Raw genomic sequence first — 26,405 nt, 5'->3', positions numbered from 1 at the left:
GCCTTCCAGAAGAATCCGACCCTCGACCCGCGCCGAGGCGACGGTGTCGTTCATCCGGTTCAGGCAGCGCAGGAAGGTCGACTTGCCGCAGCCCGAGGGCCCGATGAAGGCCGTGACCGCCCGGTCGAGGATCTCGACCGAGACATCCTTCAGCGCGTGGTTCTGACCATAGTAGACCTGAACCCCCGTGGCCGAGATCTTGGCGGCGGCGCTGTCCAGTCCGGCCTTCGCTCCACGCATGTCGTCCATCGTCTGCTCCACGCCGTCGTCGCCCATGGCGATCCTGCCTGCCGGTCTAGGACGGCATGGTGACGCATATGCGACGGATTTGTAACAGTCGGATGACAGCCGAGTCATCCGGATTGCCGCGGGCCGGGGTCGCCCCCTTGCGCAGGATTGCCCGGCTGGCGCAGTCTCGGCGCGACATTTGCGGAGCCCCATCTTGACCCATCCTGCCTATCGCTGGCCCGACCCAGACCGTGACTATCTGAACGGGGCCTTCATCCCCGGTGCGGCCGACTATCCGCCGCGCTGGTCTGCGGCGGCGGCCGGATTCCGGCAGGCCATGGGGCGGAGAGCCGATCTGGATCTGGTCTACGGCCCCTTGCCCCGGCAGCGGCTGGATCTGTTCCTGCCCGAGGGCACCCCCAGGGGTGTGGTGATGTTCGTGCATGGTGGCTACTGGCACCTGTTTTCCAAGGCCCACTGGTCGCATCTGGCGGCGGGTCCGCTGGCGCGCGGCTATGCGGTGGCGATGCCGGGCTATACGCTGGCCCCCGTCGCCCGACTGGCGGAGATGACGGCCGAGATCGCCCGGGCGGCCTGGTTCATCGGGACACGGGTGGCCGGGCCGATGGTGGTCACGGGGCATTCCGCCGGGGGGCATCTGGCGGCGCGGATGGGCTGCGCCGACATACCCGTGCCGGTCGCGCGGGTGGTGCCGATCTCGCCGCTGACCGAGCTGGGGCCGCTGATCGCCACGGGCATGAATGACACCCTGAAGATCGACGCCGAGGAGGCCGCGCGGGAAAGCCCGGCACGGCTGGCCCTTCGGGACGGGGTGAGCGCGCATGTCTGGGTCGGGGCCGAGGAGCGGCCGGCCTTCCTGTGGCAGGCGCGGGTGCTGGCCGAGGAATGGGGCTGCGGCTGGACGGTCGAGCCGGGGCGGCACCATTTCGACGTGATCGACGGGCTGGCCGACCCGGACTCGCCGCTGTGCGCGGCCCTTCTGCGGGGCCTCTAGCCAGGGCTGCCCGCGCGTGGGCAGAAACATGACCCCAGCAAGATCAACCACTTGGCTGTGGGCGTTCAGAACTGGTTAACCCTTTCGGGCGGCTCGCCCTGCGCCTTCGTCGTCTGCTCGCGGACGGCAGCGAGGCGTGACGACGTCACACGACGCGCGGGCCTTCAGAGCAGCATCGCTTCTTCCGCCCGCCGCGCCTCGGCCTGGCGTTCGGCCTCGATCCGAGCGCGGCGCCGGCGGTTCATCTCGTAAGCCAACGCCAGCACCAGCGTCAGCAGGATCAGGATGAAGGCCAGCGCGTTGATCTTGGGCGTGATCCCGGCCCGGACCTGGCTGAAGACATAGACCGTCAGCGTCGTTTCGTTCGCCTTGGTGAACAGCGTGACGTTGAAGTTCTCGATCGACTGGAAGAAGGCGATCGCCGCCGAGGCCGCGACGGCCGGATAGAGATGCGGCAGAAGGATGCGCCGCAGCACCTGCCCGTGGCTTGCACCAAGGTCGAGCGCGGCCTCTTCCAACCCCGGATCGAAACTTTGCAGCCGCGCCAGGACCAGAAGCATCACATAGGCCGCGATGTAGCTGACCTGGCCCAGAGTCGCCAGATGCAGGCCCCGCCCGAAGGGCCAGGTTCCGGGGGCACCGACCGTCGTCCCGATCTGATTCCAGAACAGCACGGTCGAGATGCCGATCACCAGCCCCGGCGCCAGCACGGGGGCCACCATGAAGCCGTAAAGCGTGGCGCGGTACTTGCCCGAGATCGAGTTCAGCACGATCGCCGCCGCCGTCCCGATCGGCACGGCCAGCGCCACGACGGCGAGGGCCACGAGGATCGAGTTCACGAAGGCCCCCCACATCACCTGATCGGCCCAGAGCTCGCCGAACCATTTCCAGGTAAAGCCCTTCCAGGGCGCCACGGTGGGCAGCTTGCTGTCGTTGAACGCCGCCCCCGCCATCACGATCAGCGGGACCAGGAGATAGAGGATGAAGAGGCCGAAATAGAGCTGGCCAAGCAGGGCGCGGTTCCGGCTCATCTGGCGATATCCGACAGTTTGACCTTGAAGAGCCGCATCATCAGGATGACGAAGATGATGCAGACCAGCAGGAAGATCATCGAATAGGCCGCGCCCGTGTTCCAGTCGAGCGCGTCGTTGAACCAGGTGTAGATCGTCTGGGGAAACCAGTTCGCCTTGGTGGACCCGACCACCGTCGGCACCAGCAGCGACCCGGCGGACAGCATGAACACCATCACGCATCCGCTGGCGATGCCGGGCTTGGCATGGGGGATCACCACGCGCCAATGCGTGCGCCACCAGGGGCTCCCGAGGTCCTCGGCCGCCTCGATCTGGTTGGTGTCCAGCGAAGTGATCGCCGTGTAGATCGGGAACAGCATGAACAGGACATAGCAGTAGGTCAGCACGATCACGATGGCATCGTAGGAGGTGACGATCCCGTTCTGCCAGCGGATGCTCTGATCGATGATCCCCAGCGCCTTCAGAGCCGCGTTCAGCGGGCCGTTGAAGGTCAGGATGATATACCAGGCAAAGGCCCGCAGCGCCTCGGACACCCACATCGGGATGAAAAGCAGCAGAAGCAGCGTGGGGATCGACCGGGGGCTGGCGACCTTGGCCAGGAAATAGGCCAGCGGATAGGCCAGGATCAGCGTCATGAAGGTGACCAGCGCCGAGAAGAAGACGGTATCGACGAAGGTGTTGACGTGGATCGGGATGGTCACGGGCACGCCGAACCAGGCGGTCTCGATCGGGTTGGCCAGGATCTTTTCGTAGTTGCCAAGGGTGAAGACATCCTTCGGCCCGCCCTGATCCGCCACCGGCAGATAGGGGAAGAAACTCTCGAACAGCATCGAGAAGTTCGGCAGGATGATGAGGACGAGCAGCCAGAAGGCGACCAGCAGGCAGAAGAGCGTGGTCAGCCCCGTTCCGTAGCGGCGGATGAGGTCGTGCATCGCCCTACCCCCGCACGTTGGCGTCGGGCAACAGAAGCGCGCGGGCGGCGTCGAAGGTCGCAAAGACCCTGGCACCGACTTCGGGCACCTGCGTCACCCCGTCGTTCTTCACTTCGGCCGACAGGCGCTTGCCCCCGGCGGCGACCCCGTGGACCGAGATGAAGGCGCCTTCGAAGGCAACCTCGGTCACTTCCATCTCGACCGAGTTCTCGGCGGCGGCCGTGCCGGTCAGCCGGGTGTGTTCGGGGCGGACGTAAAGCCGGACCTGCTTGCCCTGCGCCTCGGGCGTGATCCGGGCGCGGAAACGGCCATGCGGGCCGGACAGCCCGGCCATGCCGTCCGACACCGGTCCGACCTCGCCCTCGAAGATGTTGTTTTCGCCGACGAAACTGGCCACGAAGCCATTGACCGGGTTGTCGTAGATGTCGCGCGGGGCGGCGATCTGCTGGATGCGGCCCTGCGACATGACGCCCACCCGGTCCGACATCGCCAGCGCCTCGCCCTGGTCGTGGGTGATGTAGATGAAGGTGACGCCGGTGCGTTTCTGGATCGCGCGCAGTTCCGCCCGCATGTGCTGGCGCAGCTTCAGGTCCAGCGCCGAGAGCGGTTCGTCCAGAAGCATCACCTGCGGCTCGACCGCAAGCGCCCGGGCGATGGCGACGCGCTGCTTCTGGCCGCCCGACAGCTGGCTGACCATCTTGTCGGCGGCGCCGGGCAGATCGACCAGCGTCAACAGCTCCTCGGCGCGTCTGCGGCGGGTGGCCTTGTCGACCCCACGCACCTCAAGCCCGAAGGAGATGTTCTCCCAGATCGGCATCAGGGGGAACAGTGCCAGATTCTGGAAGATCAGCGCGGTGGGGCGCTGGTTGGGCCGGGTGCCCTTCACATCCTTGCCGCCGATGCGGATCGTGCCTTCCGTCGGCTCGATGAAGCCCGACACCATGCGCAGGATCGTGGTCTTGCCGCAGCCCGACGGACCGAGGAACGAGAAGAACTCGCCCGGTCTGATCGACACGCTGGCGTTGTCGACGGCCCGGAAGCTGCCGAAGTCGCAGCAGACGTTTTCCAGATCAATTCCCGCGCTCATGGTCGCGTGGTCCCCCTGAGTTCATTCTTTTTGTTGCAGGCTAGCAGGCCGTCGGGCCCCCGCAATGGGTATCGCCAGACTCGGGCCGGTTTTCGGTCCAGATCGTCTTTCAACTGCCTGAAGGGTCGCGCCGAGCCCTTTCGGACCCGGCGCGTTCCGCGTCGGACGCGCCGTCAGGCCGCCTTGTACTTGTCGGCGTATTCCGACCGCTTGGCGATGAACTCGGCGGTCTGCTCGGGCCACCACCACAGCTTGGCCAGCGCCGCATCGTCGAAGGTGCCGTTGTAGTAGGCGGCGACGTCCGGCGACATGAACTCGGCCGAGCCCTTGCCCACCGGGTTCGACGAAAACGCGGTCGCCCACATGGCCGAGCCTTCGGGGGTCGAGACGAACTTTGCGAATTCATGCGCCTGGTCGACGTTCTTGGCGTTCTTCATCAGCACGAAGCCCTGGTGCCAGGCGAAGGCGCCTTCGACCGGGGCGATGTACTTGTAGCCGTCGTTGCGCAGGTTGAAGCCGGTCGAATCCCAGCACAGGCCGATGGTCGCGCCGTTGGCGGTGAAGCCCGCATTGGCCTCGTTCTCGCCCGACCACCACTGCACGACGTTGCCCTTGGCCTTGATCGCCTCGGCAAGCGCGATGTCCCACAGTTCGGCCATCGCGGCCATGTCGGTATAGCCGTCCATCCACGGACGCGGCAGCTTGCCCTGGGCATCCAGCCAGCGGCCCATGGCGGCCAGCGTCGAATGCGGACGCAGCACGGCGGGGTTTTCCGGGTTGAACAGGTCGCCCAGCGACGGGGGCGAGGAGAGCTTGGCCTCGGCTTCGTTCACCACCAGCGCCTCGGTGCCCCAGTTCGACGGGACATACATCAGCTTGTCGCCATCGCGCGAGCGTTCGCCCGCCGAACCGTCAGCCAGGCCCGGCAGGTAGTTGTCCATCGCCAGCTTGGCCGGATCCCAGGCCCCCAGAAGGCCGTTCGAGTTCCAGCCGCCCCAGCGGTCGATGGTCGGCTCCATCACGTCGATCCCGCCGGTTTCCAGCGCGACCTTGCCTTCCGCGAACATGGTGTCCTGGTCGGGAAGTTCCTTGAAGTTCACCTTGATGCCGGTCGCGGCCTCGAAGGCCGGAAAGACCTTTTCGGTAAGAACCGGATAGCCGGCCCAGCCCACGAAGTTCACTTCGCCCGACGAGGCGAGCGCCTTCGACGAGATGATCGCCGGAGCGGCGAGAAGGCCCGCGCCGGCTGCGGACCCTTGCAGGAACCGGCGGCGGTTGAAGGCGGATTTCATGTGTTTCACGATATGTCTCCCTGGTTTGTCGTTCGGCCAAGCGCGGGTTTTCCCCGAATTCTTCGGTCATGCGAGCGCGCCGGATGCGGTTGTGCCGGTCTTGCGTAACAGGACCTTGTCAGCCGCACCGGATCGCTTCACCCGGTGACCTTAGCCCGGTATCTGATGGGGCTGTCAACGGGAGTCTGCGCAGATACAACCCGAGGGTGGACAACCGCGCGGGCGCGGCGGATTTCCCGGCAGCGCGCCCCGGCGCAGGGCAGGTCGCAGGCGCAAGGCGAGGCGAAGGGTCCGGTGCGGCGGCGCAGATCGAATCGTTGACCGAAAGCGCTTTGGGGACTATTTCTTTCAAAACGTTTTGGACGGCAAGCAGAGGCTTGGCCTCGCTTCCAAAGCGTTTTGAATGGAAAGTGGACGCCAGTCAGGGCGGCACCAGGGAGGAAAACCAATGAAGATCATGAAAGGCCGCGCCCTTCGCGCGACCGCCACCGCAGCCATGCTTGCCGTGTTCGGCGCCCCCGTCATGGCGGAAGAGCTGTTCTATGTCTCTGGCGCCGTCGGCAACGCGGTCGAGAACTTCAAGGCGCTGGTCAAGCCGTGGGAAGAAGCCACCGGCAACACCGTGACGCTGGTGCCGATGCCGGCGTCCACCACCGACCAGTTCGGCCAGTATCGCCTGTGGCTGGCCGCAGGGGCCACCGACATCGACCTCTACCAGACCGACGTGATCTGGGCACCGCAGCTGGCCGACCACTTCGTCGACCTGACCGAGGCGGCCAAGGACCTGGCGCCGCAGCACTTCCCCTCGATCATCGAATCGCAGACCGTGAACGGCAAGCTGGTCGCGCTGCCGATCTTCACCGACGCGCCGGCGCTGTACTACCGCACCGACCTGCTGGAGAAATACGGCAAGCAGCCGCCCAAGACCTGGGCCGAGCTGACCGAGACGGCCAAGTTCATCCAGGACGCCGAGCGCGCCGAAGGCAACAAGGACATCTGGGGCTTCGTCTGGCAGGGCAACGCCTATGAGGGCCTGACCTGCGACGCTCTGGAATGGGTCAAGTCGCATGGCGGCGGCCAGATCGTGGAGCCCGATGGCACGATCTCGATCAACAACCCGAACGCCGTGGCCGCGCTGGAACAGGCGAAGTCCTGGGTCGGCACGATCAGCCCCGATGGCGTTCTGGCCTACCAGGAAGAGGAGTCCCGTGGCGTCTGGCAGACCGGCAACGCGGTCTTCATGCGCAACTGGCCCTATGCCTATGGCCTGGGCAATGGCGACGATTCGGCCGTCAAGGGCAAGTTCGCCGTGACCACCCTGCCGGTCGGCAAGGAAGGCGACCCGTCGGCGGCGACGCTGGGCGGCTGGAACGTGGCGGTGTCGAAATATTCGACCAAGCAGGAAGCGGCGATCAGCCTGGCGCTCTACCTCGCCGGCCCCGAAGCGCAGAAGCAGCGTGCCATCGCGGAATCGAACCTGCCGACCATCATGGCGCTGTATGAAGATCCCGACATCGCCGCTGCCCAGCCGATCATCCCGCAGTGGAAAGAGGTGTTCCTGAACGCCGTGCCGCGGCCCTCGGCGCCCACCAAGGGCAAATACAACGAGGTTTCGGCCAAGTTCTGGTCGGCCGTGCACAACACGCTGTCGGGTCAGGGCTCGGCGGCCGAGAACCTGGAGCTTCTCGAAGTCGAACTGAACGACATCAAGGGGTCGGGCTGGTAAGTCCTCCCGGACCTGACTGACCCCATGGCGGGCGGCTTCTGGCAGACAGGGGCCGCCCGTCACATCCAACCGGGCCCGAGGGGGGACCCGGACAAGGGGAGGGTATCATGGCAAGCAATGACGGGGGGCTCAGCCTCTCGCAGCAACGGCAACGCGCGGCCTTCTGGTTTCTGGCGCCGATGCTGGCTGCGCTGTTCTTCGTGGCCGCCTGGCCGCTGTTGCGCACGATCTGGTTTTCGCTGACCAACACGCTTCTGTCCGACCTTTACGGCGGCGAGTTCATCGGCTTCGACAACTACCTGTCGATCCGCGTGCTGGAGTCGGGGCGCGTCATCTACCGCGGGACGCTGGTCGATCCGGCCTGGTGGAACGCGGTCTGGAACACGGTGCGCTTTGCCGTCGTGTCGGTCTTCTTCGAGACCCTGCTGGGCCTGATCGTCGCCCTGGTGCTGAACGCCGAGTTCAAGGGCCGCGGCCTTGTCCGTGCCGCGATCCTGATCCCCTGGGCGATCCCGACCATCGTCAGCGCGAAGATGTGGGCCTGGATGCTGAACGACCAGTTCGGGATCATCAACGACATCATGCTGAATCTCGGCCTCATCAGCCAGAAGATCGCCTGGACGGCCTCGACCGACACCGCGATGTATGCCGTGCTGATGGTCGACATCTGGAAGACCACGCCCTTCATGGCGCTGCTGATCCTTGCCGGTCTCCAGATGGTGCCGCGCGACATCTTCGAGGCGGCAAGGCTGGACGGCGTCAACCCGGTGAAGGTGTTCTTCAGGATCACCCTGCCGCTGATCCGCCCGGCGCTGGCCGTCGCGATCATCTTCCGGATGCTCGACGCCCTGCGCATCTTCGATCTGGTCTATGTGCTGACACCGAACAGTGCGGCCACCAAGACCATGTCGGTCATCAGCCGCGAGAACATGATCGACTTCGACAAGTTCGCCTATGGCGCGGCACAGTCCACGCTGCTGTTCGCCATCATCGCCGTCTTCGTCAGCCTCTACATCTGGCTGGGCAAGGTCGATCTTTCCGGGGAGGGCCAGAGATGACCGCGCAGAAACTCTTGTCCACCATCGCCTTCTACGCGCTGGTCGTGGTGATCGTCGTCTTCTCGGTCTTCCCGTTCTACTACGCGATCGTCACCTCCTTCGCGACGGGAACCGAGCTGTTCAAGGTCAACTACTGGCCCAAGGCGTTTTCCTGGGCGAACTACGAAACCGTGCTGGGCGGGCGCAACTTCGTGCGCTCGATCTGGAACTCGGTCTTCATCGCCACGACCACCGTGGTCTTTGCCCTGTTCCTCGCCGTCACCGCGTCCTACGCGCTGGCCCGGGTGCGGTTCCGGGGGCGCGGCCTTCTGCTGATGATGATCCTTGCGGTGTCGATGTTCCCGCAGATCGCCGTCCTTGCGGGCCTGTTCGAGCTTGTCCGCTTCCTCGGCATCTTCAACACGCCCTGGGCGATGATCCTGTCCTATGTGATCTTCACCCTGCCCTTCACGGTCTGGGTGCTGACCACCTTCATGCGCGATCTGCCCGTGGAAATCGAAGAGGCCGCCATCGTCGATGGTGCCACCCCCTGGGTCATCATCACAAAGGTGTTCCTGCCGCTTCTGTGGCCCGCGCTGGTCACGACCGGCCTTCTGGCCTTCATCGGCGCCTGGAACGAATTCCTGTTCGCGCTGACCTTCACCTCGTCCGAGACGACCCGGACGGTGCCGGTGGCGATCGGGCTTCTGTCCGGCGCAAGCCAGCAGGAAATTCCCTGGGGTCCGATCATGGCGGCAAGCGTCATCGTGACCGTGCCGCTCATCATCCTCGTCCTCATTTTCCAACGCAAGATCGTCGCGGGGCTGACCGCGGGCGGCGTGAAGGGCTGACATCATGGCAAAGATCGAACTGAAGAACGTCACCAAGTCCTATGGCGCCGTCCAGGTCATCAAGGGCATCGACCTGACCATCGAGAAGGGCGAATTCATGGTCTTCGTCGGGCCTTCGGGCTGCGGCAAGTCCACGCTCCTCCGCCTGATCTCGGGGCTGGAGGAGATCACCACCGGCGACATGCTGTTCGACGGCGAAAGGGTGAACAACCTGATCCCGTCGAAACGCGGGATCGCCATGGTGTTCCAAAGCTACGCGCTTTATCCGCACATGAAGGTCTATGACAACATGGCCTTCGGGATGAAGCTGGACAGGACGAGCGACGCCGAGATCCGCAAGCGCGTGGAGAACGCGGCGAAGCTTCTCCAGATCGACCACCTGCTGGACCGCCTGCCCAAGCAGCTTTCGGGCGGCCAGCGCCAGCGTGTCGCCATCGGCCGCGCCATCGTCCGCGACCCGCGCGTGTTCCTGTTCGACGAACCCCTGTCGAACCTCGACGCCGCGCTGCGGGTGCAGACCCGGCTGGAAATCGCCAAGCTCCACCACTCGATGTCCAATGTCACGATGATCTATGTGACCCACGACCAGGTCGAGGCGATGACGCTCGCCGACCGCATCGCCGTCCTGCGCGACGGGAGGCTGGAACAGGCGGGCACCCCGGCGGAGCTGTACGAGAACCCGAACTCGCTGTTCGTTGCCGGCTTCATCGGCAGCCCGAAGATGAACTTCCTGACCGGGAAATTCGCCGAGGCCGAGGGCTGCACCACGCTGGGCGTGCGCTCCGAACATATCGACGTTGTGCCGAACGGCCCCTGGTCGGGCGAGGTGCTGCATGTCGAGGACCTGGGCTCCGACCACTTCCTCTTTGTCGAGATCGGCAGCGACGAGCCCATCATCGTCCGTCGCCCCGGCAAGGCCGACATCGCGGTCGGGGCGAAAGTGTCCATCGCCCCGCGTGCCGATCACCTCTACCGCTTCGACGCCGACGGCAGGCCCGTCCGCTGACCCCTTCCCGCGCGCCCCGGGCCCTTCCGGGCGCGCATTCATTCCAAGGAGACTACCCATGACCATCCGCGTCACCGTGTGGGGCGAGAACGTCCATGAACAGAAGAACAAGGTGGTGGCCGAGGTCTATCCCAAGACCATGCACGGCACGATTGCCGAATTCCTGAACAGGGAAGACGGGATCACCGCCTCGACCGTGACCTTGCAGGACCCCGAGCATGGCCTGACCGCTGCGAAACTTGCCGAAACCGACGTGCTGATCTGGTGGGGCCATGCCGCCCACGGCGAGGTCAAGGACGAAGTGGTCGAACGCGTGGCCGAGGCCGTCTGGTCCGGCATGGGCATGATCTTCCTGCACTCCGCGCATTTCTCCAAGCCCTTCAAGCGGCTCATGGGCGCACCGTGCAACCTCTCGTGGCGCGAGGCCGGGGAGCGAGAGCGTTTGTGGGTCACCAGTCGCCAGCACCCCATCGCCCGGGGGATCCCCGACCATTTCGAGATCGAATACGAGGAAATGTATGGCGAACCCTTCGGCGTCCCCGAACCGCTGGAGACGGTGTTCGTCAGCTGGTTCCAGGGCGGCGAGGTGTTCCGCTCGGGCCTCACCTACCGGCGCGGGGCGGGCAACATCTTCTACTTCCGCCCGGGGCACGAAACCTATCCGACCTATCACCAGCCGATGGTGCAGAAGGTGATCGCGAACGGCGTCCGTTGGGCCTACAACCCGGAAGGACGGCTGGAGAAACCCACCGACGCGCCGAACCGGCCCATCGGCAAGACTCTGGAGCCGCTCACCGAACGCGGTCCGCGCCTGCACCATGACGGCGAGGCGGGGTATCGCTGATGCAACCCGTCCGCCTCCTGATCCTTGGCACCGGCGGCATGGCGAAGAACCATGCCGAACAATTCGCCGCGATCCCCGGCGTCACCCTTGTCGCCGGGATCGACACAAGGCCCGAACAACTCGCGGCCTTCCGGGCCACACACAACATCCCGCACGGCTTTGCCTCTGTGCAGGATGCCATCGCCTGGGGCGAGTTCGACGCAGTCACCAACGTCACCCCCGATGCGGCGCATCACGCCACGACCATGCCCTTCCTTGCGGCGGGGAAACATGTGCTGTGCGAAAAGCCGCTCGCCACCAACGCCGCCGATGCGCAGGAAATGGCCGAGGCCGCCGCGAAGGCGGGCGTGGTCAACATGGTGAACCTCACCTACCGCAACGTCCCGGCCCTGCAACAGGCCGCCCGGATGGTCCGCGAGGGCGCCATCGGCGAGATCCGGCATTTCGAGGCCTCCTATCTGCAAAGCTGGCTCACCCAGCCCGCCTGGGGCCATTGGGACAAGGAGCCGCAATGGCTCTGGCGGCTGTCCACCAGGCACGGATCAAAAGGCGTCCTGGGCGATGTGGGCATCCACATCCTCGACTTCGCGACCTTCATCGCGGGCATGGATGCGACGCAGATTTCCTGCCTCTTGCAGACCTTCGACAAGGCGCCAGGCGGGCAGATCGGCGACTATGTGCTGGACGCCAACGACAGCGCGACGATGCAGCTGCGGCTGGCCAATGGCGCGCTTGGCACGGTCGCGGCCACCCGCTTTGCCAGCGGCCACCTGAACGACCTGCGGCTGCGGCTTTACGGTCTGACCGGCGGGCTGGAGGTGCGGTTCGAGAAGAACGAAAGCCATCTGCGCGCCTGCCTCGGGGCCGAGGCGATGAAGCAAGGCCTCTGGCACGAGGTGGACTGCCCGCCCGTGCCCACGATCTATCAGCGCTTCATCGCAGCGATCCGCGGCGAAGGTCCGATGGAGCCCGACTTCGCCCGGGGTGCCGCGCTTCAGGTGCTGCTCGACAAGGCCGAAGCCTCGGCGGCGCAGGACGGCAGGCTGCTGGCGGTCTGACGGTCGGCGGACCTTTCGAAAAGTCCGGATCGGAGCCTTCAAAGGCTCCGGTCCGATTTCTTCAAATAAATCGGCGCTCAGGATCCGATCAGCGCCTTGACCCGGGCAGTGAAATCCTCGCCGCGCTTCTCGAAATTCGGATACTGGTCAAAACTCGCCGCCGCCGGGGCCAAAAGCACGACCTCGCCCGCCTCGGCTTCCTCGGCCGCACGGGCCACGGCACGCTCCATCGTCTCGCAGATCTCATGCGGCGTCTCGCCCACCTGCAAGGCGAAATCCCGCGCCGAATGGCCGATGAAATAGGCTTTCACCACCGACCCCAGAAGCGGCTTCAGGCTGGCGATCCCGCCCTCTTTCCCAAGGCCACCGGCGATCCAGCGGATGCGCGGAAAGGCCTGCAAGGCCTTGGCCGCCGAATCCACGTTCGTCGCCTTGCTGTCATTCACGAACCGCACCCCGGCCCTTTCGCCCACCAGCTGGCTGCGATGCGGCAGGCCCGCGAAGGAATGCAGGGCGCCCTCGATCTGCTTCGGCGCCAGCCCCAGCGACCGGCAGGCCGCATAGGCCGCGCAGGCGTTCTGGTGGTTGTGCGCGCCGGGCAACCCCTTCACCTCGCGCAGGTCGATCGCGGCCACCTGCCGCCCCTTGCGCCACTCGGCCAGAAACCCCTTGCGCGCGAAGACCGACCAGCCGAAGCCCTCCAGCCTCGAGCCCGACGACACCCGGATCACCCGGTCGTCCTGCGCCCCCTGCGCCAGAGCGCCCGCCAGATACCGCCCCTCGACCTCGTCCACGCCGATCACCGCCCGGTCCGGCCCGCCCATCGTGAACAGCCGCGCCTTGGCCGCGAAATAGCCGCCCATCCCGCCATGCCGGTCCAGATGGTCGGGCGAGAGGTTGGTGAAGACCGCCACATCCGGCGTCAGGGCGCGGGCAAGCTCGGTCTGGTAGGAGGACAGTTCCAGCACCACCACCTCGCCGTCGGCGGGGGGGTCGATCGACAGGACCCCCTTGCCGATGTTCCCGGCCATCTGCGTGGGCTTTCCGGCCTCGCGGAGGATGTGGTGGATCAGCGCCGTCGTCGTGGATTTGCCGTTCGAACCCGTCACCGCCACGATCTTCGGCGGGGTCTCCATCTCGTCCCACTCGGTTCCGGCGGCGCTCTGGAAGAAGAGGCCGATGTCGTTGTCAACCGGCACGCCAAGTTCCAGCGCGCGGGCGATGACCGGATGAGCCGCGGGATAGAGATGCGGGATGCCCGGCGAGGTCACCAGACAGGCCACCCCCTCCAGGCTCGCGTGGCGCGTCAGGTCGGTCAGCGCGAAGCCCTCCGCCTCGGCCTTCGCGCGCGCCTCGGGGCTGTCGTCCCACAGCAGCGGCTCGGCCCCCCCGGCCCGCAGCGCGGCGGCCGTCGCCAGCCCCGACCGGCCCAGACCCAGCACTGCCACCCGCTCGCCCTTGTAACCCTTGACCGGGATCATGCTTTCCCCCCTTGCGCTGTGACAGGGATAGGTCAGGGCAGGCGGAAGGGAAAGGGGGGCCGTGGGGTCGGTCCTGTCGTACCCATGACCGCCTCAGCCGGACACGCATCCGCCGCCAGGGCCCGGGGCGCCCGCCTGCCCCAGCGACCAGAGCGCCTCGACCCCCGGACGATGGGCCGAGCCGGGCAGCTGCGCGGCGATCAGCGCGCGGAAGTTGCGCACCACCTTCTGCGTCGCCGGGTGCAGATCGCCCAGCCGGTCGCGGAAGATCGCCAGCGCCGCGGCATAGAGCGCCTCGGCCTCGGCGGGGCGGCCCTGGGCCTCGACCACGCCGGCCAGGTTGTTCAGGCCGATGCCGAAGTCGCGGTGCGCCTCGCCGATGGTGGCGCGGTCGATCTCCAGCGCCTTGCGGAACAGGGTCTCGGCCTCGGGCAGGCGGCGCTGCGCGCGCACCACTTCGGCCAGCGCGAAGATGCGCCCGCCAAAGTCGGGATGGGTCCGGCCGATCAGCCGCTGCTCCAGGTCCAGAGCCTGCCGGTACAGATGTTCGGCCTGATCCAGCCGCCCCTGCCGTTCGGCCAGCTGCGCCAGTCCGGTCAGGCAGTCGACCGTCACCGGATGCGCCGCGACGGGCAGTTGGCGCGCCAGGTCCAGCGCCTTGCGGTGCAGGGGCTCGGCCTCGGCGTCGCGGTCCTGCGCCTGCAGGTTCAGCCCCAGCGCATTCAGCCGCGCGCAGGTGTCAGGATGCCGTTCGCCCAGCGTGGCCCGCGTCAACTCGGTCGCCTTGCGCAGCGGGCCCTCGGCATCGGCAAAGCGATCCTGCGCCTCGATCACCCGCGCCAGCTGCGCAAGCCGCTGGGCCTGGTCCGGTCCCGGCCCGACCGACCGGCCAAGTGCTGCGGCCTTGCGCAGATAGCCTTCGGCTTCGGGCAGCCGGTCCTGCGCCTCCAGCGTCAGCGCATGGTCGGCCATCGCCATCGCCCGGTCCTCGGGCGCGCCCGAGGTTTCGGCCAGCACCATCAGCGCGGTCCCCAGCCGGAAGGCGCCGGTCAGGTCGCCCGTCCGGCAGGCCAGGTCCCGCGCCTTCTGCAAGGACCGCAGGTCGGGGTCGAGCCGCGCCGCCCGGGCATAGTGGCGCGCGGCTTCATGCCAGCGCAGGGCGGCTTCGGCGATCTGGCCCTGGGCAAAGGCCAGACGCGCCGCCTCGTCGGCCGGAAGCGTGCTGGCGGCGGCAAGTTCGGCCAGGACCTCTGCCGCCGGCCCCGACGCCCCGTCCCGCAGCGCGGACATCGCCTCGGTCAGCCGGACGACGCCGACCTGACCCGGTTTGCGCGCCGCCTCGGCCAGGGCCTCGCCGATTTCCGCCAGCCGTTCGGCTCGGGCATGGCCCTCCCACGGCTGGTTGGCGATCTGGTGCACCGTTGCGATCAGCGCGTCGTGCGCCAGCGCCAGATCGGCACGCAGCGCCTCGGCCGTGACGGGGTCTGCGCTGCGCAACTGGACGAACAGCCTTTCGCACCGGTCGCGCAGCAGGGTCTCGCGCGCGGTCAGATGCACCAGGCCAGGGTCCGGCGCAGCCTCGGCGCGCCCGGGGTCCGGGGCCGCTGCGAAAGCTGCCGTCTGGTGCGGTTGCGCCACGTCGTTCCTGCCAGTGTCGCGGACCGCCGATCTGTGACGATCCCGAATGGTGTAGGGGACGCAGGCCATTCCCGCAAGAGTTGCCCGGGTTCCCCTTCGCAGATCGGCAAGGCGACGACATCCGGCCACACAGGGGCCGACTGTCCCCGGCTTTCCTGTTCCCGAGACAAGGCGTATCCGTAGGATACGACCACAACTCACCCTTGCCGCGTCCGTCAGACGGAGCCACCCCTTGGACCCCACCGCTGCCATGCCGGTCTTTCCGGTCGTCGAAACCCGCTTCGGGCGGATGTTCACCTTGCAGGGCGACGCGGTCATCAGCCGGTCGCTTCGGGTCTATGGCGAGTTCGCAGGCGATGAGGTGGACAGCATCCTGTCCTTCGTGCGCCCCGGTGACCATGTGCTGGATCTTGGGGCGAACATCGGGTTTCACACGCTGGCCCTGGCCCGGACGGTGGGACCCTCCGGGCAGGTCACCTCGGTTGAACCGCAGCGGTTCTGCTTCCAGCTGCTCTGCGCCAATGTGACGGCCAACCAGCTGACCACGGTGAACTGCATCCGCGCCGCCGTGGGCGATGCGCCGGGGCTGTGCGGCGTGCCGCGGCTTGATCCGACGGGGCGCCACAATGCCGGGGCGACCAGGGTGTCGCTTGACCCTGCGACCGACCCGGAGACCGATACCGTGCCGCTGATCACGGTGGACAGCCTGGCACCGGAGCGTTGCGATCTCATCAAGGTGGATACCGAAGGCTTCGAGGACCGCGTCGTGGCCGGTGCCCGCCACACGCTGAAGACCCTGCGCCCGGTCCTCTACATCGAGGTGCACGACCGCGAGAAGCTGCGGCGTCTGCACGTCCTGCTCAAGCCGCTGGGCTACGGCCTGATCCTGCACCACACCCGCTTTTTCCGCCCCGCCAATGCGCGCGGCGAACCGGCCAACATCTTCGCGCCCGATGCCGGGGGCAGCGCGCTGATCGCCTTGCCGCCCGGCCGCAGCCTGCCCTCCTCGCTTCCGGGCGAGCTGCGCCCCCTCGCGTGACCCTCAGGCGACCGGACCCGCCACCATGGCCCGCGCCTCGGCCTTCATCGGGCGGTACTTGAACCGGGCCGAGATGATGCCGTGGTCGTTCGTGCCGCTGATCTTGTGGTCGTCCCAGTTCAGATGGTCGTTCATGACCACCATCCCGTCGAACAGCCAGACCCGCTTGCGGCTGTTGTCGTAGAACTCCTGGCTGACAAGGATGTGGTCCAGGCTTTCCATCATGTCCTGGTGGATATGGGTGTAATAGACATCCCGCGTGTTGCGGTATTCCTGCAAGGTCTGCGCGGTGTAAAGTGCTGCATCGCCTCCTCCCACACTGTCGCCGACAAGATAGCGCGGCTGTTCGGTCAGGATGTTCGCCGTGTTGGACAGCTGGCCGTCGTTGATGTCGCCCAGCACGATCACCGGCGCATCGTTGCCGCGCATGAGGCCCGTCAGCAGGAAGCGCAGCGCCGAGGCCTCGGCCGTGCGCCGGATCGTCGAAAGCGCCGCGCCAAGGTTGCCCTGATGCGGCTTGTAGGTCTCGCGGTCGGCGTTGAACCAGCGTTCGCGGAAGACCTTGGTCGGGGCCTTCGACTTGAAATGGCAGACGAAGACATGAACCAGAGGCTGGTCGTCGCGCGGGCGGATGGTGAAATGCAGCACGGGCCGGGAAAAGCTGCGCAGCTTGACGCTGATCGCTGCGGTCTGCGGATCGTCGCCCCGGCTTTCCAGGACAAAGGCCTCGGGAAAGTCGGTGATCCATTCCGGCGCACCCACCAGAAGCCCCTTGGCCACCATCGCCGCGCAGACGATGCGCGTGCCGTCGGCATCGGGCGGGATCAGAAGGTCATAGTCGGCGGCCAGCCCCGCCGCCGCCACCGCGCGCTCCAGCGAGGCGCGATGCCACAGCTCCTGAAACCCCATCACATGCGGCTTCAGCCGGGTCATGACCCGGGCCGTCCAGTCGATCTTCAGATCATGGACATCCTGCGGCCAGGCGTCGTCATCGCGATACAGCGGCAGGCCGGGTTCGTTGAGGTTCAGAAGGTTGAAGGTGGCAATGTCCAAGGCACGCAGCTTCATGGCAAAATCCTTTCCGGTTCAATGCCGCAACCCTAGCACGAAACGGATGGAGTCGCCGTGAAAAGCTAGCGAACCTTCAGTGTCGCCAGCCCGATCATCGCCAGGATCAGGCTGATGATCCAGAACCGGATGACGATCTGCGGCTCGGCCCAGCCCTTCTTCTCGAAATGGTGGTGGATCGGCGCCATCAGGAAGATCCGCTTCTTGGTCCGCTTGTAGTAGAGGACCTGGATGATGACGCTCAGGGCTTCCACGACGAACAACCCGCCCACGATCGCCAGCACGATCTCGTGCTTGGTGCAGACCGCGATGGCCCCCAGCGCCCCGCCCAGGGCCAGCGAGCCGGTATCGCCCATGAACACCGCCGCCGGGGGGGCGTTGTACCACAGGAACCCCAGCCCCGCGCCGAACAGGGCTGCGGCAAAGACCATCAGGTCGGACGTGCCGGGCACATAGTGGACGCCCAGGAAGGTGGTATAGTCCACACGGCCCACGACGTAAGAGATGATCCCCAGCGTCCCGCCCGCGATCATCACCGGCATGATCGCCAGCCCGTCCAGCCCGTCGGTCAGGTTCACCGCATTCGCCGCGCCCACGATCACCACCATGCCGAAAGGCACGAAGAACCAGCCAAGGTTGACCAGCGCATCCTTGAACAGGGGGAAAGCCAGCTGGTTCGTCAGCTCCGGCGGGTGGAACATGGATGCCGCATAGGCCGCCAGCGCCGCGATCAGCAGGCCCAGACCCATCCGGATGCGGCCCGGAACACCCCGGGTGTTCTGCTTCGTCACCTTGGCATAGTCGTCGGCAAAGCCGATCAGGCCAAAGCCGATCGTGACCAGAAGGACGATCCAGACATAGGGGCTGTCCAGCCGCGCCCAGAGGAGGGTGGAAAAGATGAGTGCCGACAGGATCAGAAGGCCCCCCATCGTCGGCGTGCCCGCCTTGGCCATGTGGCTTTGCGGCCCGTCATCGCGGATCGGCTGGCCCTTGCCCTGCTTTCTCCGCAGGAAGTCGATCAGCGGGCGGCCGAACAGAAAGCCGAAGATCAGCGCGGTGACAAAGGCCCCCCCGGCGCGGACGGTGGTATAGCGGAACAGGTTGAACAGGTCCCCGCCATCGGAAAACTCGGTGAGCCAGTAGAACATTTACTCGGATCCTTCTGTCGGCGGGGTGCCCTGCCCCATTTTGCGCAGGGCGTCAACGACCAGACTGACTTTCGACCCCTTCGAGCCCTTCACCAGAAGGATGTCGCCGGCATCGACCAGCGTGCGGGCACGCGCGGCAAGTTCCGTCGCGGTCTCGACCCAGTCGCCACGCTGGCGGCGCGGAAGGGCCTCGTACAGCGCCTTCATGCGCGGGCCGACGCAATGGATGATGTCCACCGCCTCCAGCCCGGGATGGCGGGCGATCTCGGCGTGAAGCCGGCCTTCCGTCGGACCCAGTTCCAGCATGTCGCCCAGAACCGCGACGCGCCGCCCGTCGCCCACGCGGCCGATGCCGTCGGTGGGTCTGGCAGCGATCAGCACATCCAGCGCCGCCGCCATCGAGGCGGGATTGGCGTTGAAGGAATCGTCGATCAGGTCGACATAGGTCTCTTCCACGACATCCAGCACGATGCGTTCGCGCTGGCCGCGCCCCACCGGCGGCGTCCACCGGCCAAGGTCATGCGCCGCGATCATCGGGTCGGCCCCCAGCGCCTCGGCCACGGCAAGCGCCCCCAGCGCGTTCAGCACGAAGTGCCTGCCCGGAGAGGACACCTTGAAAAGCAGAGGCGTGCCCGCCCGCGCCGCGCGCACCACCGTCGTATCGTCGCAGATCCGCGCCTCCAGCAGATGCCAGTCCGCACCCTCGGTGGCGCCGAACCCGATTGCGCGCGCCCCCACCGCCACGGCCTTTTCGCGCAGAAGCGGCGTCCACTCGATGTCGGCATTGAAGACCGCGACGCCCTGCGGCTTCAACCCGTCGAAGATCGAGGCCTTCTCCCGTGCGATCCCCTCGACACTGTCGAACGCCGCCAGATGCGCCGGGGCCACGGTCGTCACCATCGCCACGTCAAGCCGTGCCAGCCGCGCCAGCGGCGCGATCTCGCCGGGATGGTTCATCCCGATCTCGATCACGGCATAATCGGCATCGGCAGGCATCCTTGCCAGCGTCAGCGGCACGCCCCAGTGGTTGTTGTAGCTGGCCTCGGCGGCATGGGTCCTGCCCTGCCCCGACAGGACCTGCCGCAGCATCTCCTTGGTCGAGGTCTTGCCGACCGAGCCGGTGATCCCCACCACCCGCGCCCTGGTCCGCGCCCGCGCAAAGGTCCCCATCGCCTCCAGCGCCCGCAACACGTCCGGCACGATCAGCAGAGGAGCCTCCGGCGCCACGCCCTCTGGAACCCGGCTGACCAAGGCCGCCGCCGCCCCCTTTTCCAGCGCCTGGGCCACGAAATCATGCCCGTCGCGCACGTCCTTCAGCGCCACGAACAGATCGCCGGGCTGAAGCGTCCGCGTGTCGATCGACACGCCCGAAACCTCCCAGGCCCGCGTCACCCGCCCGCCCGTCGCCTGGGCCGCATCGGAAGAGGTCCACAGCATCAGATCACCCCGTCCAGAGCCGCCACCGCGACGCTTGCCTGTTCCACATCGTCGAAGGGATAGATGTCGGTGCCGATCACCTGCCCGCTTTCATGGCCCTTGCCCGCGATCAGGACCGCATCGCCCGGCTGGGCCGAATCCACCGCCCGCAGGATCGCCTCGGCCCGGTCGCCGACCTCGTTCGCCTCGGGGCAGGCTTCCAGAATGGCGCGGCGGATCGAGGCCGGATCCTCGGTGCGCGGGTTGTCGTCGGTGACATAAAGCACATCGGCATGGGCCTTCGCCGCCGCACCCATCAGGGGCCGCTTGGTCCGGTCCCGGTCGCCGCCCGCGCCGAAGACGACGATGATCCGCCCCATCACATGCGGCCGCAGCGCGCGCAAAGCGGTTTCCATCGCATCGGGGGTATGGGCGTAATCGACATAGACCGCCGCCCCGTTCCGCCGGGTCGCGGCCAGCTGCATCCGGCCCCTGACGCCCGTCAGACGCGGCAGGACGCCCAGCACCGCCTCGGGCGCCTCGCCCGCCGCGATGGCCAGCCCCGCCGCGACGGCCACGTTCTCGGCCTGGAACGCCCCGATCAGCGCAAGCCGGGTCTGGAACGCGCGGCCCTGCCACAGATAGCGCACCTCCTGCCCCGTCGCGTCAGGCCGGGTCGCGGCGATCTGCAGATCCGCCCCCTGCCCCTTGCCCACGGTCAGCACCCTGAGCCCCCGGTTCAGCGCCAGTTCCGCCATGTCCGATCCGCGCGCGCCGTCAAGGTTCACCACGGCCACCCCGTCTTCGGGGAGCAGCCGCGCGAACAGCTGCGCCTTGGCGTCGAAATAGGCCGCCATCGTGCCGTGATAGTCCAGGTGATCCTGCGTCAGGTTGGTGAAGCCCGCCGCCGTCAGCCGCACGCCATCCAGCCGCCGCTGGTCAATGCCGTGGGATGAGGCCTCCATCGCCGCATGGGTCACGCCCGCCTGCGCCGCAGCGGCCAGCAGCTTCTGCAAGGTCACCGGATCGGGCGTCGTGTGGCCGGACGGGGCGGTCCAGGCGCCCTCGATCCCCGTGGTGCCGATGTTGATCGCCTCGCGCCCCAGAGCCGCCCAGATCTGCCGGGTGAAGGTCGCGACAGAGGTCTTGCCGTTCGTCCCCGTCACCGCGACCATGACCTCGGGCTGCGCGCCGAACCACAGCGCCGCGGCGCAGGCCAGAGCGGCACGCGGGTCCTCGGCCACCACCAGCGCCACGTCCGTGTCGGCCAAGGCATCGGCGGCAATCCGGGCACCCGCCGCATCGGTCAGCACCGCCGCCGCGCCCTGCTCCAGCGCCGCCGGGATGAACGTCGCGCCATGCACCGTGGTCCCCGGCAGGGCGGCAAACAGCATCCCCGCCCGTACGGCCCGGCTGTCCGCCGTCAGCCCCGACAGCGCAGGGTCGCGGCCTGCCCGGGCCGTCAGCCCAAGGTCGGAAAGCCGTATCGCGCGCGCTGCCATGAAAACCCCCGTCAGTTGCTGGCGGCTGTTACCGCATCCGCGGCAGGGGGTTCAAGTTTGGGTCTCAGCCCCATCAGCGGGGCCACGCGCCGGATGATCTCGGCCGCGACGGGAACCGCCGTCCAGCCCGCCGTGCGCCGCGTGACCGAAAGGGTGTCGTCCTGCGGCTCGTCCAGGGTCACGATCAGCACATATTGCGGGTTCGACGCCGGGAACATCGAGGCAAAGGTGTTCACCACCTTGTCCTTGTAATAGCCGCCGGTCTTCTTCGGCTTGTCCGCCGTGCCGGTCTTGCCCGCGACCTCATAGCCCGGCACATCGCCCAGACTTGCCGTCCCCTCGGTCACCACGCGCCGCAGCATCCTGACCGCCTCCATCGCGGTCTTCTCGCTCATCACCCGGACGCCCGTGGTGGGGCCTTCCCGCTTCAGAAGCGTCGGCTTGATCATCACGCCCCCGTTGGCAATCGCCGCATAGGCCGCCGCCAGATGCATCGGGCTGGCCGACATGCCGTGGCCGTAAGAGGTGGTGATGGTCACGATCTCGGGCCATTTCTTCGGGATCAGCGGCTTTGCCCCCGGGGCCTCGACCAGTTCCACCGGCGTCGGCTCGAAGAACCCCAGCGATTTCAGGAACGCCTGCTGCCGCAGGGGCCCGATCATCAGCGCGATATGCGCCGTGCCCACGTTCGACGACTTGGCGATCACGTCCGAGACCGACAAGAGCGGGCCGTAGTTCTTGCCCTCGAACTCCTTGATCTTGTGCTTGCCCCAGATCATCGGCGCATTGGCATCGACCATCGTTTCAGGGGTGACAAGCCCCAGTTCCATCGCCTGCGCCGCCGCGAAGATCTTGAAGGTCGAGCCAAGCTCATACACCCCCTGCACCGCGCGATTGAACAGGGGGCTGTCGCCGGGTTCGGCATCCTTGTCCACCAGCGGATTGGGTCGGTTGTTCGGATCGAAGGTCGGCAGCGAGGCGAGCGCCAGGATCTCGCCGGTCCGCGCATCCATCAGGATCGCCGCCGCGCCCTTGGCGTTCAGCATTCCCATCCCGGCGGCCAGCACTTCCTCGACCGTCGCCTGCAAGGTCAGGTCAAGCGACAGCGTCAGAGGCTTGCCGCCCTGCGCCGGGTCGCGCAGCCGCGCATCCATCGCCTTTTCGATCCCCGCCGTGCCGATCACTTCCGCCGAATGCACCCCCTCGGCCCCGAAGGAGGTCCCGCCCAGCACATGCGCGGCCAGCGTGCCATTCGGATAAAGCCGCATCTCGCGGGGGCCGAACAACAGGCCGGGATCGCCGATCTCGTGCACGGCCTGCATCTGTTCGGGCGACAGGACCTTGCGCACCCAGACAAAGCTGCGCCCGTCGGTAAAGCGCCGCTCCAGCGCCTTGGCATCCAGTTCGGGGAAGATTTCCGCCAGCTTCCGGGCCGAGCCCCTGGGATCGACCATCACCTTGGGATGGGCATAAAGCGCATGCGTGGTCATGTTGGTTGCCAGCACCCGGCCGTTGCGGTCGGTGATGTCGGCACGCTGCGCGATGATCTCGGCGCCCGGCGCACTGGCGCGCGGCTCCTGCGGCTCGGTCGCGGCCATCAGCCCCATGCGCGCACCGATCGCCCCGAAGGCCACGACAAAGCTGGCACACAGGATCACCAGCCGGAACTGCGCCCGGCCCCGCGCCTTTTCCCGCATCGCCTCGTGCCGGAGGCGCAGGTTTTCCTTCTCGATGCTGTCGGGGTTCAACCCGTCCTGCCGGGCTTGCAGGATCCGGGCCAGAGGGCGAAGCGGCGTGCGCAGGGTCATAGCCCCTCCTCGGGTTCGGCAATCGTGCCCTGGATGTCGGTGGCAAAACTGATCGCGGGCAGCTTGGCTTGCGGATAGACGATCTGTGCGACGGTGCCGAACTGCGACGGATCCATCGGCAACAGGCCCAGCCGGTCGAAATTGGCCGTGGCCAGCTGGCGCAGCCGGTCGGGGCGGTTGAGATAGGCCCATTCCGCGCGCTGCACCGACAGCGATTCCCGCAGGCCGACGATCTGGCGTTGCAGAGCCTGCACCTCCTTCAGCGCGGCCTGGGTCGCGTAGTTCTCGCGGTAGGCCCAGAAGCCCAGCGCGATCAGGCCAAGGAAGGACAGGACATACAACACGGGGCGCATCTCAGCGGCGTCCTTTCTTCTGGATTTCCGGCAAGCCAAGCTCGGCCGGGGCAAGCATCTGTGCCGGGGCATGGGTCCGCCGCCCGACCCGCAGCTTGGCGGACCGCGCGCGCGGGTTGCGGGCCACTTCGGCCGCATCCGGCGCCACGGCCTTCTTCGTGACCATCTCGAACCGCGCGGTGGTGTCGGCGCGGGCGGGCGCATAGCGGTTGGCGTTGGCCTCGTGACCGCTGGCCAGCTGGAAGAACCGTTTCACGATGCGGTCCTCCAGGCTGTGGAACGTCACCACCGCCAATAGGCCCCCCGGCCTCAGCGCCCGTTCGGCGGCGTTCAGCCCCTCGGCCAGCTCCTGGAACTCGGTGTTCACCGCAACGCGGATCGCCTGGAAGCTGCGCGTCGCGGGGTGGCTTTGCCCCGGTTTGGGGCGCGGCAGGCATTTCGAGACGATCTCGGCCAGCTTCGCCGTGGTCCGGATCGGCTCCACCGCCCGCGCCGCCACGATGGCATGGGCGATGCGCCGCGAGGCGCGTTCCTCGCCGTAGTGATACAGGATGTCGGCCAGCACGCCCTCGTCGGCGGTGTTCACCAGATCCGCCGCCGACGGCCCGGACTGGCTCATCCGCATGTCCAGGGGCCCGTCCTTCATGAAGGAAAACCCGCGTTCGGCCTGATCCAGCTGCATCGACGACACGCCAAGGTCCAGCACCACCCCGTCCAGCGGTTCCCCGGCCAGCGTGTCGAGATCCGAGAACGTCCCCGCCACCAGCCGCAGCCTGTCGCCGTAGGGCGCCGCCCAGTCCGCCGCCATCTGCAAGGCCAGCGGATCGCGGTCCACCCCGATCACCCGCGCTGCCCCCGCCGCCAGCAGGGCGCGCGTGTAGCCCCCCGCCCCGAGGGTCCCATCCAGCCAGACGCCGGAAACCGGGGCACATTCCCGCAGGATCGCCTCGATCAGGACCGGGACATGGGGATCATCGGAGGTCTGGCTTGGCATCGGGCGGGCTGGCAGCGGACCCTTCATCGGCCTACCCCGTCCGCTTGTGCCGCCCGACAAGGGTCAGCGGGTCCACGTCATCGTCGTCATCCTCGGCCAGTTCGGCCTCGTAGACCTCGCGGCGATACAGCCGGAAGCGGTTGGTGAACCCGGCAAAGGCCGCTTCGCCGCCGCCTGCCAGATCGTCGCCGTGAAATCCCATCTTTTCCCGCACTTGCGGCGGCAGGACGATGCGCCCCTCGCCATCGACCTCGACCATCACCGACCGGCTGATGAGGTCGCGTTCCGCCCGGGTCCGCTCCTTCGAGCCAAGCTCCATGGATTCGATATCCTCGGCCAGCCGGTCCGCGCCCAGCTTGGAATAGCATTCGACGAAGTTCCGCGTCTTGCCGCCGTAGACCATGTAGAGGCGCGGACGCTGGGTGTTCGCGGCCAGCGGATCGTCGGCAATCAGAATGGCGCGAAAGGCCGCCGGGATCGAGACCCGCGCCTTCCCGTCTACCTTCTGGTAGAACTCGCCTCTGAACGCCTCTGCCATCGCCCGGCCTTCTGAAATCCACGTCAAGCCCGGGGCGATGAACAGAAAAAGGCGGATCGGGTTGCTGCCACTACCCGATCCGCCGCTGTCCCATCGCTGGGCGTCCAGCTACGCTTGCCACCTTGGGGGAGATGCTGCTCGCTTGCGCGCCGGATCTCTGTGCGCCGATGAAAGGGGCTGCCTGTATGAAGCTGCCTTACGCCTTGTTCGGGGTCTTTGGTCCGCCCCTGACTTTCGCTGCCCATCTCATCGTCGTGAGCTCAAGGTGCATGGGATTTCATGGGATAGCAAGGAAAAAATTGGGACAGGATGGGCTGCATCTTGTATCCGCAGGGGTCAAAGAGCAGGATTTTGTGCCCGAAACTGCCCGCAGACTTCAATCTATAGCCAAACCTTGCGCCGCACTCCTCTAGATGTAGTGAAAAACTCACGACAGATAACGGTCCCGTGATTTCCCATAAAATTCCACCACACAGTCGCAGCCGGGGACATTCCCGCCGCCAGCTCCGCGAATCTGCGCGACTCAGCGCGCTGGAGCCAGCGCAAACGGCGCTCTCCCGTGATTTCCCGGCACCTGTGATTCGAAAGACTCAGCGGTCATCCGCCCGGCACCCGGGCCGGCTCGCCTCTGCCGAAGGCCCGGGGATCAGGCCCGCGACCGACTCATGCAGCGTTTTCCGGCCGGTCGAACAGAAGCCGCAGATAGCGCTCCAGATGATCGAAGGCCGCACGGGCGGGGGCGGGGTCGCCCATCGCCTTCGCCAGGATGATCCCGCCCTGGGTGGCCACCTGGAACTGCTGCGCCAGGCTTTCCGCCGTCACCCCCGGCACCGGATGCGCGGCAAGCGCCTGTTCAAGATGCGGCAGCACATGGTCGAAGCCCGACCTTATGCTCCGCTCGGCCGCTGCGCGGATCGCGGGCGAGGTCTCGTAGGTCTCCTGCACCGTGGTCCCTGCGACGCAGGTGAAGTCGGGCAGCGGCTGCTCCAGAAGCGCGCGCCGCAGGTCCAGATAGGCAAGGACCCGGTCCAGCGGGTCGTCCTTGGCGTTGTAGGGGTGGGCGGCGAACATGGCCCCGGTCATCTCGGTCCAGTCGTCCACCAGCGCCACGCCCAGCGCCTCCTTGCTGGCGAAGTGGTGGAAGAAGGCCCCCTTCGTCACCCCCGCCGCCGCGCACAGGTCATCGACGCTGGTCGCGGCAAAGCCCTTGCGGCGGACAAGATTGCGCGCGGCCTCGATCAGCCGCGCGCGCGCCTCTCCCCTTGGGACACGCAGCAAAGGGACGCGGGTCTCTGCGGTCAAACTGGGCTCGC

24 protein-coding genes are annotated in these 26,405 nt (G+C 67.0%); 8 read left to right on the top strand and 16 right to left on the bottom strand.

Annotation, left to right across the window (positions count from 1 at the left end; genetic code table 11):
* A partial coding sequence (locus D5084_RS12190; protein ID WP_128515771.1) for an ATP-binding cassette domain-containing protein occupies positions 1-249 on the bottom strand: 249 nt, incomplete at its 3' end.
* 193 nt (positions 250-442) lie between these two features.
* On the opposite strand from D5084_RS12190, the gene D5084_RS12185 reads away from it, so the two are divergent.
* Complete coding sequence (locus D5084_RS12185; protein ID WP_238382632.1) at positions 443-1,243, top strand: hormone-sensitive lipase; 801 nt, start codon at positions 443-445, stop codon at positions 1,241-1,243.
* 164 nt (positions 1,244-1,407) lie between these two features.
* Here D5084_RS12185 and D5084_RS12180 read toward each other — a convergent pair whose 3' ends face one another.
* The 4 genes from D5084_RS12180 to D5084_RS12165 all read right to left on the bottom strand — a co-directional run bounded on the left by D5084_RS12180 (position 1,408) and on the right by D5084_RS12165 (position 5,585).
* Positions 1,408-2,274 carry an ABC transporter permease gene (locus tag D5084_RS12180; RefSeq protein ID WP_128515763.1) on the bottom strand — a complete coding sequence of 289 codons (867 nt, stop codon included), beginning with the start codon at positions 2,272-2,274 and terminating at the stop codon, positions 1,408-1,410.
* A complete protein-coding gene (locus tag D5084_RS12175) occupies positions 2,271-3,206 on the bottom strand; it encodes an ABC transporter permease (protein WP_128515762.1) in 936 nt (311 codons plus the stop codon). The genes D5084_RS12180 and D5084_RS12175 overlap by 4 nt, the downstream gene beginning before the upstream one ends.
* A 4-nt stretch (positions 3,207-3,210) precedes the next feature.
* Entirely contained in the window at positions 3,211-4,293 is a 1,083-nt protein-coding gene (locus tag D5084_RS12170; protein WP_128515761.1) for an ABC transporter ATP-binding protein, read from the bottom strand.
* 173 nt (positions 4,294-4,466) lie between these two features.
* On the bottom strand, positions 4,467-5,585 hold the full coding sequence (locus tag D5084_RS12165; RefSeq protein ID WP_155523134.1) for an extracellular solute-binding protein: 1,119 nt from the start codon (positions 5,583-5,585) through the stop codon (positions 4,467-4,469).
* Between the two features lie 448 nt (positions 5,586-6,033).
* Between D5084_RS12165 and D5084_RS12160 the strand changes: the two genes are divergently transcribed.
* The 6 genes from D5084_RS12160 (at position 6,034) to D5084_RS12135 (ending at position 12,107) form a co-directional block, all read left to right on the top strand.
* Positions 6,034-7,311 (top strand): ABC transporter substrate-binding protein, encoded by a 1,278-nt coding sequence (locus tag D5084_RS12160; protein WP_202910058.1) that lies wholly within the window; start codon positions 6,034-6,036, stop codon positions 7,309-7,311.
* Positions 7,312-7,418: 107 nt separating this feature from the next.
* Entirely contained in the window at positions 7,419-8,369 is a 951-nt protein-coding gene (locus D5084_RS12155) for a carbohydrate ABC transporter permease (RefSeq protein WP_128515759.1), read from the top strand.
* On the top strand, positions 8,366-9,199 hold the full coding sequence (locus D5084_RS12150) for a carbohydrate ABC transporter permease (RefSeq protein ID WP_128515758.1): 834 nt from the start codon (positions 8,366-8,368) through the stop codon (positions 9,197-9,199). The genes D5084_RS12155 and D5084_RS12150 overlap by 4 nt, the downstream gene beginning before the upstream one ends.
* A gap of 4 nt (positions 9,200-9,203) precedes the next feature.
* Positions 9,204-10,205 carry an ABC transporter ATP-binding protein gene (locus D5084_RS12145; RefSeq protein WP_128515757.1) on the top strand — a complete coding sequence of 334 codons (1,002 nt, stop codon included), beginning with the start codon at positions 9,204-9,206 and terminating at the stop codon, positions 10,203-10,205.
* A 58-nt stretch (positions 10,206-10,263) separates the two neighbouring features.
* Complete coding sequence (locus D5084_RS12140) at positions 10,264-11,049, top strand: ThuA domain-containing protein (RefSeq protein ID WP_128515756.1); 786 nt, start codon at positions 10,264-10,266, stop codon at positions 11,047-11,049.
* Positions 11,049-12,107: a Gfo/Idh/MocA family protein gene (locus tag D5084_RS12135; RefSeq protein ID WP_128515755.1), complete on the top strand. Its 1,059-nt coding sequence runs from the start codon at positions 11,049-11,051 to the stop codon at positions 12,105-12,107. The genes D5084_RS12140 and D5084_RS12135 overlap by 1 nt, the downstream gene beginning before the upstream one ends.
* A gap of 77 nt (positions 12,108-12,184) precedes the next feature.
* On the opposite strand, the gene murD is transcribed toward D5084_RS12135, so the two are convergent.
* A complete protein-coding gene (gene murD / locus D5084_RS12130; protein WP_128515754.1) occupies positions 12,185-13,588 on the bottom strand; it encodes a UDP-N-acetylmuramoyl-L-alanine--D-glutamate ligase in 1,404 nt (467 codons plus the stop codon).
* A 93-nt stretch (positions 13,589-13,681) separates the two neighbouring features.
* Entirely contained in the window at positions 13,682-15,226 is a 1,545-nt protein-coding gene (locus D5084_RS12125) for a tetratricopeptide repeat protein (RefSeq protein WP_238382631.1), read from the bottom strand.
* A gap of 232 nt (positions 15,227-15,458) precedes the next feature.
* On the opposite strand from D5084_RS12125, the gene D5084_RS12120 reads away from it, so the two are divergent.
* Positions 15,459-16,265, top strand: coding sequence for an FkbM family methyltransferase (locus D5084_RS12120; RefSeq protein ID WP_162302429.1), 807 nt, complete (start codon positions 15,459-15,461; stop codon positions 16,263-16,265).
* Between the two features lie 3 nt (positions 16,266-16,268).
* On the opposite strand, the gene D5084_RS12115 is transcribed toward D5084_RS12120, so the two are convergent.
* From D5084_RS12115 to D5084_RS12075, 9 genes are all read right to left on the bottom strand, one after another.
* A complete protein-coding gene (locus D5084_RS12115) occupies positions 16,269-17,333 on the bottom strand; it encodes an endonuclease/exonuclease/phosphatase family protein (RefSeq protein WP_128515751.1) in 1,065 nt (354 codons plus the stop codon).
* 65 nt (positions 17,334-17,398) lie between these two features.
* The gene (gene mraY, locus D5084_RS12110; RefSeq protein ID WP_128515750.1) at positions 17,399-18,481 is read right to left on the bottom strand and encodes a phospho-N-acetylmuramoyl-pentapeptide-transferase; all 1,083 of its coding nucleotides are present in this window, start codon (positions 18,479-18,481) and stop codon (positions 17,399-17,401) included.
* Complete coding sequence (locus tag D5084_RS12105; protein ID WP_128515749.1) at positions 18,482-19,918, bottom strand: UDP-N-acetylmuramoyl-tripeptide--D-alanyl-D-alanine ligase; 1,437 nt, start codon at positions 19,916-19,918, stop codon at positions 18,482-18,484.
* A complete protein-coding gene (locus D5084_RS12100) occupies positions 19,918-21,399 on the bottom strand; it encodes a UDP-N-acetylmuramoyl-L-alanyl-D-glutamate--2,6-diaminopimelate ligase (protein WP_128515748.1) in 1,482 nt (493 codons plus the stop codon). Before D5084_RS12100 ends, D5084_RS12105 begins: the two co-directional genes overlap by 1 nt.
* An 11-nt stretch (positions 21,400-21,410) precedes the next feature.
* A complete protein-coding gene (locus D5084_RS12095) occupies positions 21,411-23,207 on the bottom strand; it encodes a peptidoglycan D,D-transpeptidase FtsI family protein (RefSeq protein ID WP_128515747.1) in 1,797 nt (598 codons plus the stop codon).
* Positions 23,204-23,560, bottom strand: a complete 357-nt coding sequence (gene ftsL, locus D5084_RS12090; RefSeq protein ID WP_238382630.1) for a cell division protein FtsL — start codon at positions 23,558-23,560, stop codon at positions 23,204-23,206. Before ftsL ends, D5084_RS12095 begins: the two co-directional genes overlap by 4 nt.
* A 1-nt stretch (position 23,561) precedes the next feature.
* On the bottom strand, positions 23,562-24,554 hold the full coding sequence (rsmH, locus tag D5084_RS12085) for a 16S rRNA (cytosine(1402)-N(4))-methyltransferase RsmH (protein WP_128515768.1): 993 nt from the start codon (positions 24,552-24,554) through the stop codon (positions 23,562-23,564).
* Positions 24,555-24,585: 31 nt separating this feature from the next.
* Positions 24,586-25,092: a division/cell wall cluster transcriptional repressor MraZ gene (locus D5084_RS12080; RefSeq protein ID WP_128515746.1), complete on the bottom strand. Its 507-nt coding sequence runs from the start codon at positions 25,090-25,092 to the stop codon at positions 24,586-24,588.
* A gap of 663 nt (positions 25,093-25,755) precedes the next feature.
* Complete coding sequence (locus D5084_RS12075; protein ID WP_128515745.1) at positions 25,756-26,370, bottom strand: TetR/AcrR family transcriptional regulator; 615 nt, start codon at positions 26,368-26,370, stop codon at positions 25,756-25,758.
* Positions 26,371-26,405: the final 35 nt, after the last annotated feature.

The sequence above is a fragment of the Tabrizicola thermarum genome (assembly GCF_003574395.1).
Lineage (GTDB): Bacteria > Pseudomonadota > Alphaproteobacteria > Rhodobacterales > Rhodobacteraceae > Tabrizicola > Tabrizicola thermarum.
This window is presented reverse-complemented; position numbering and strand designations above follow the sequence as displayed.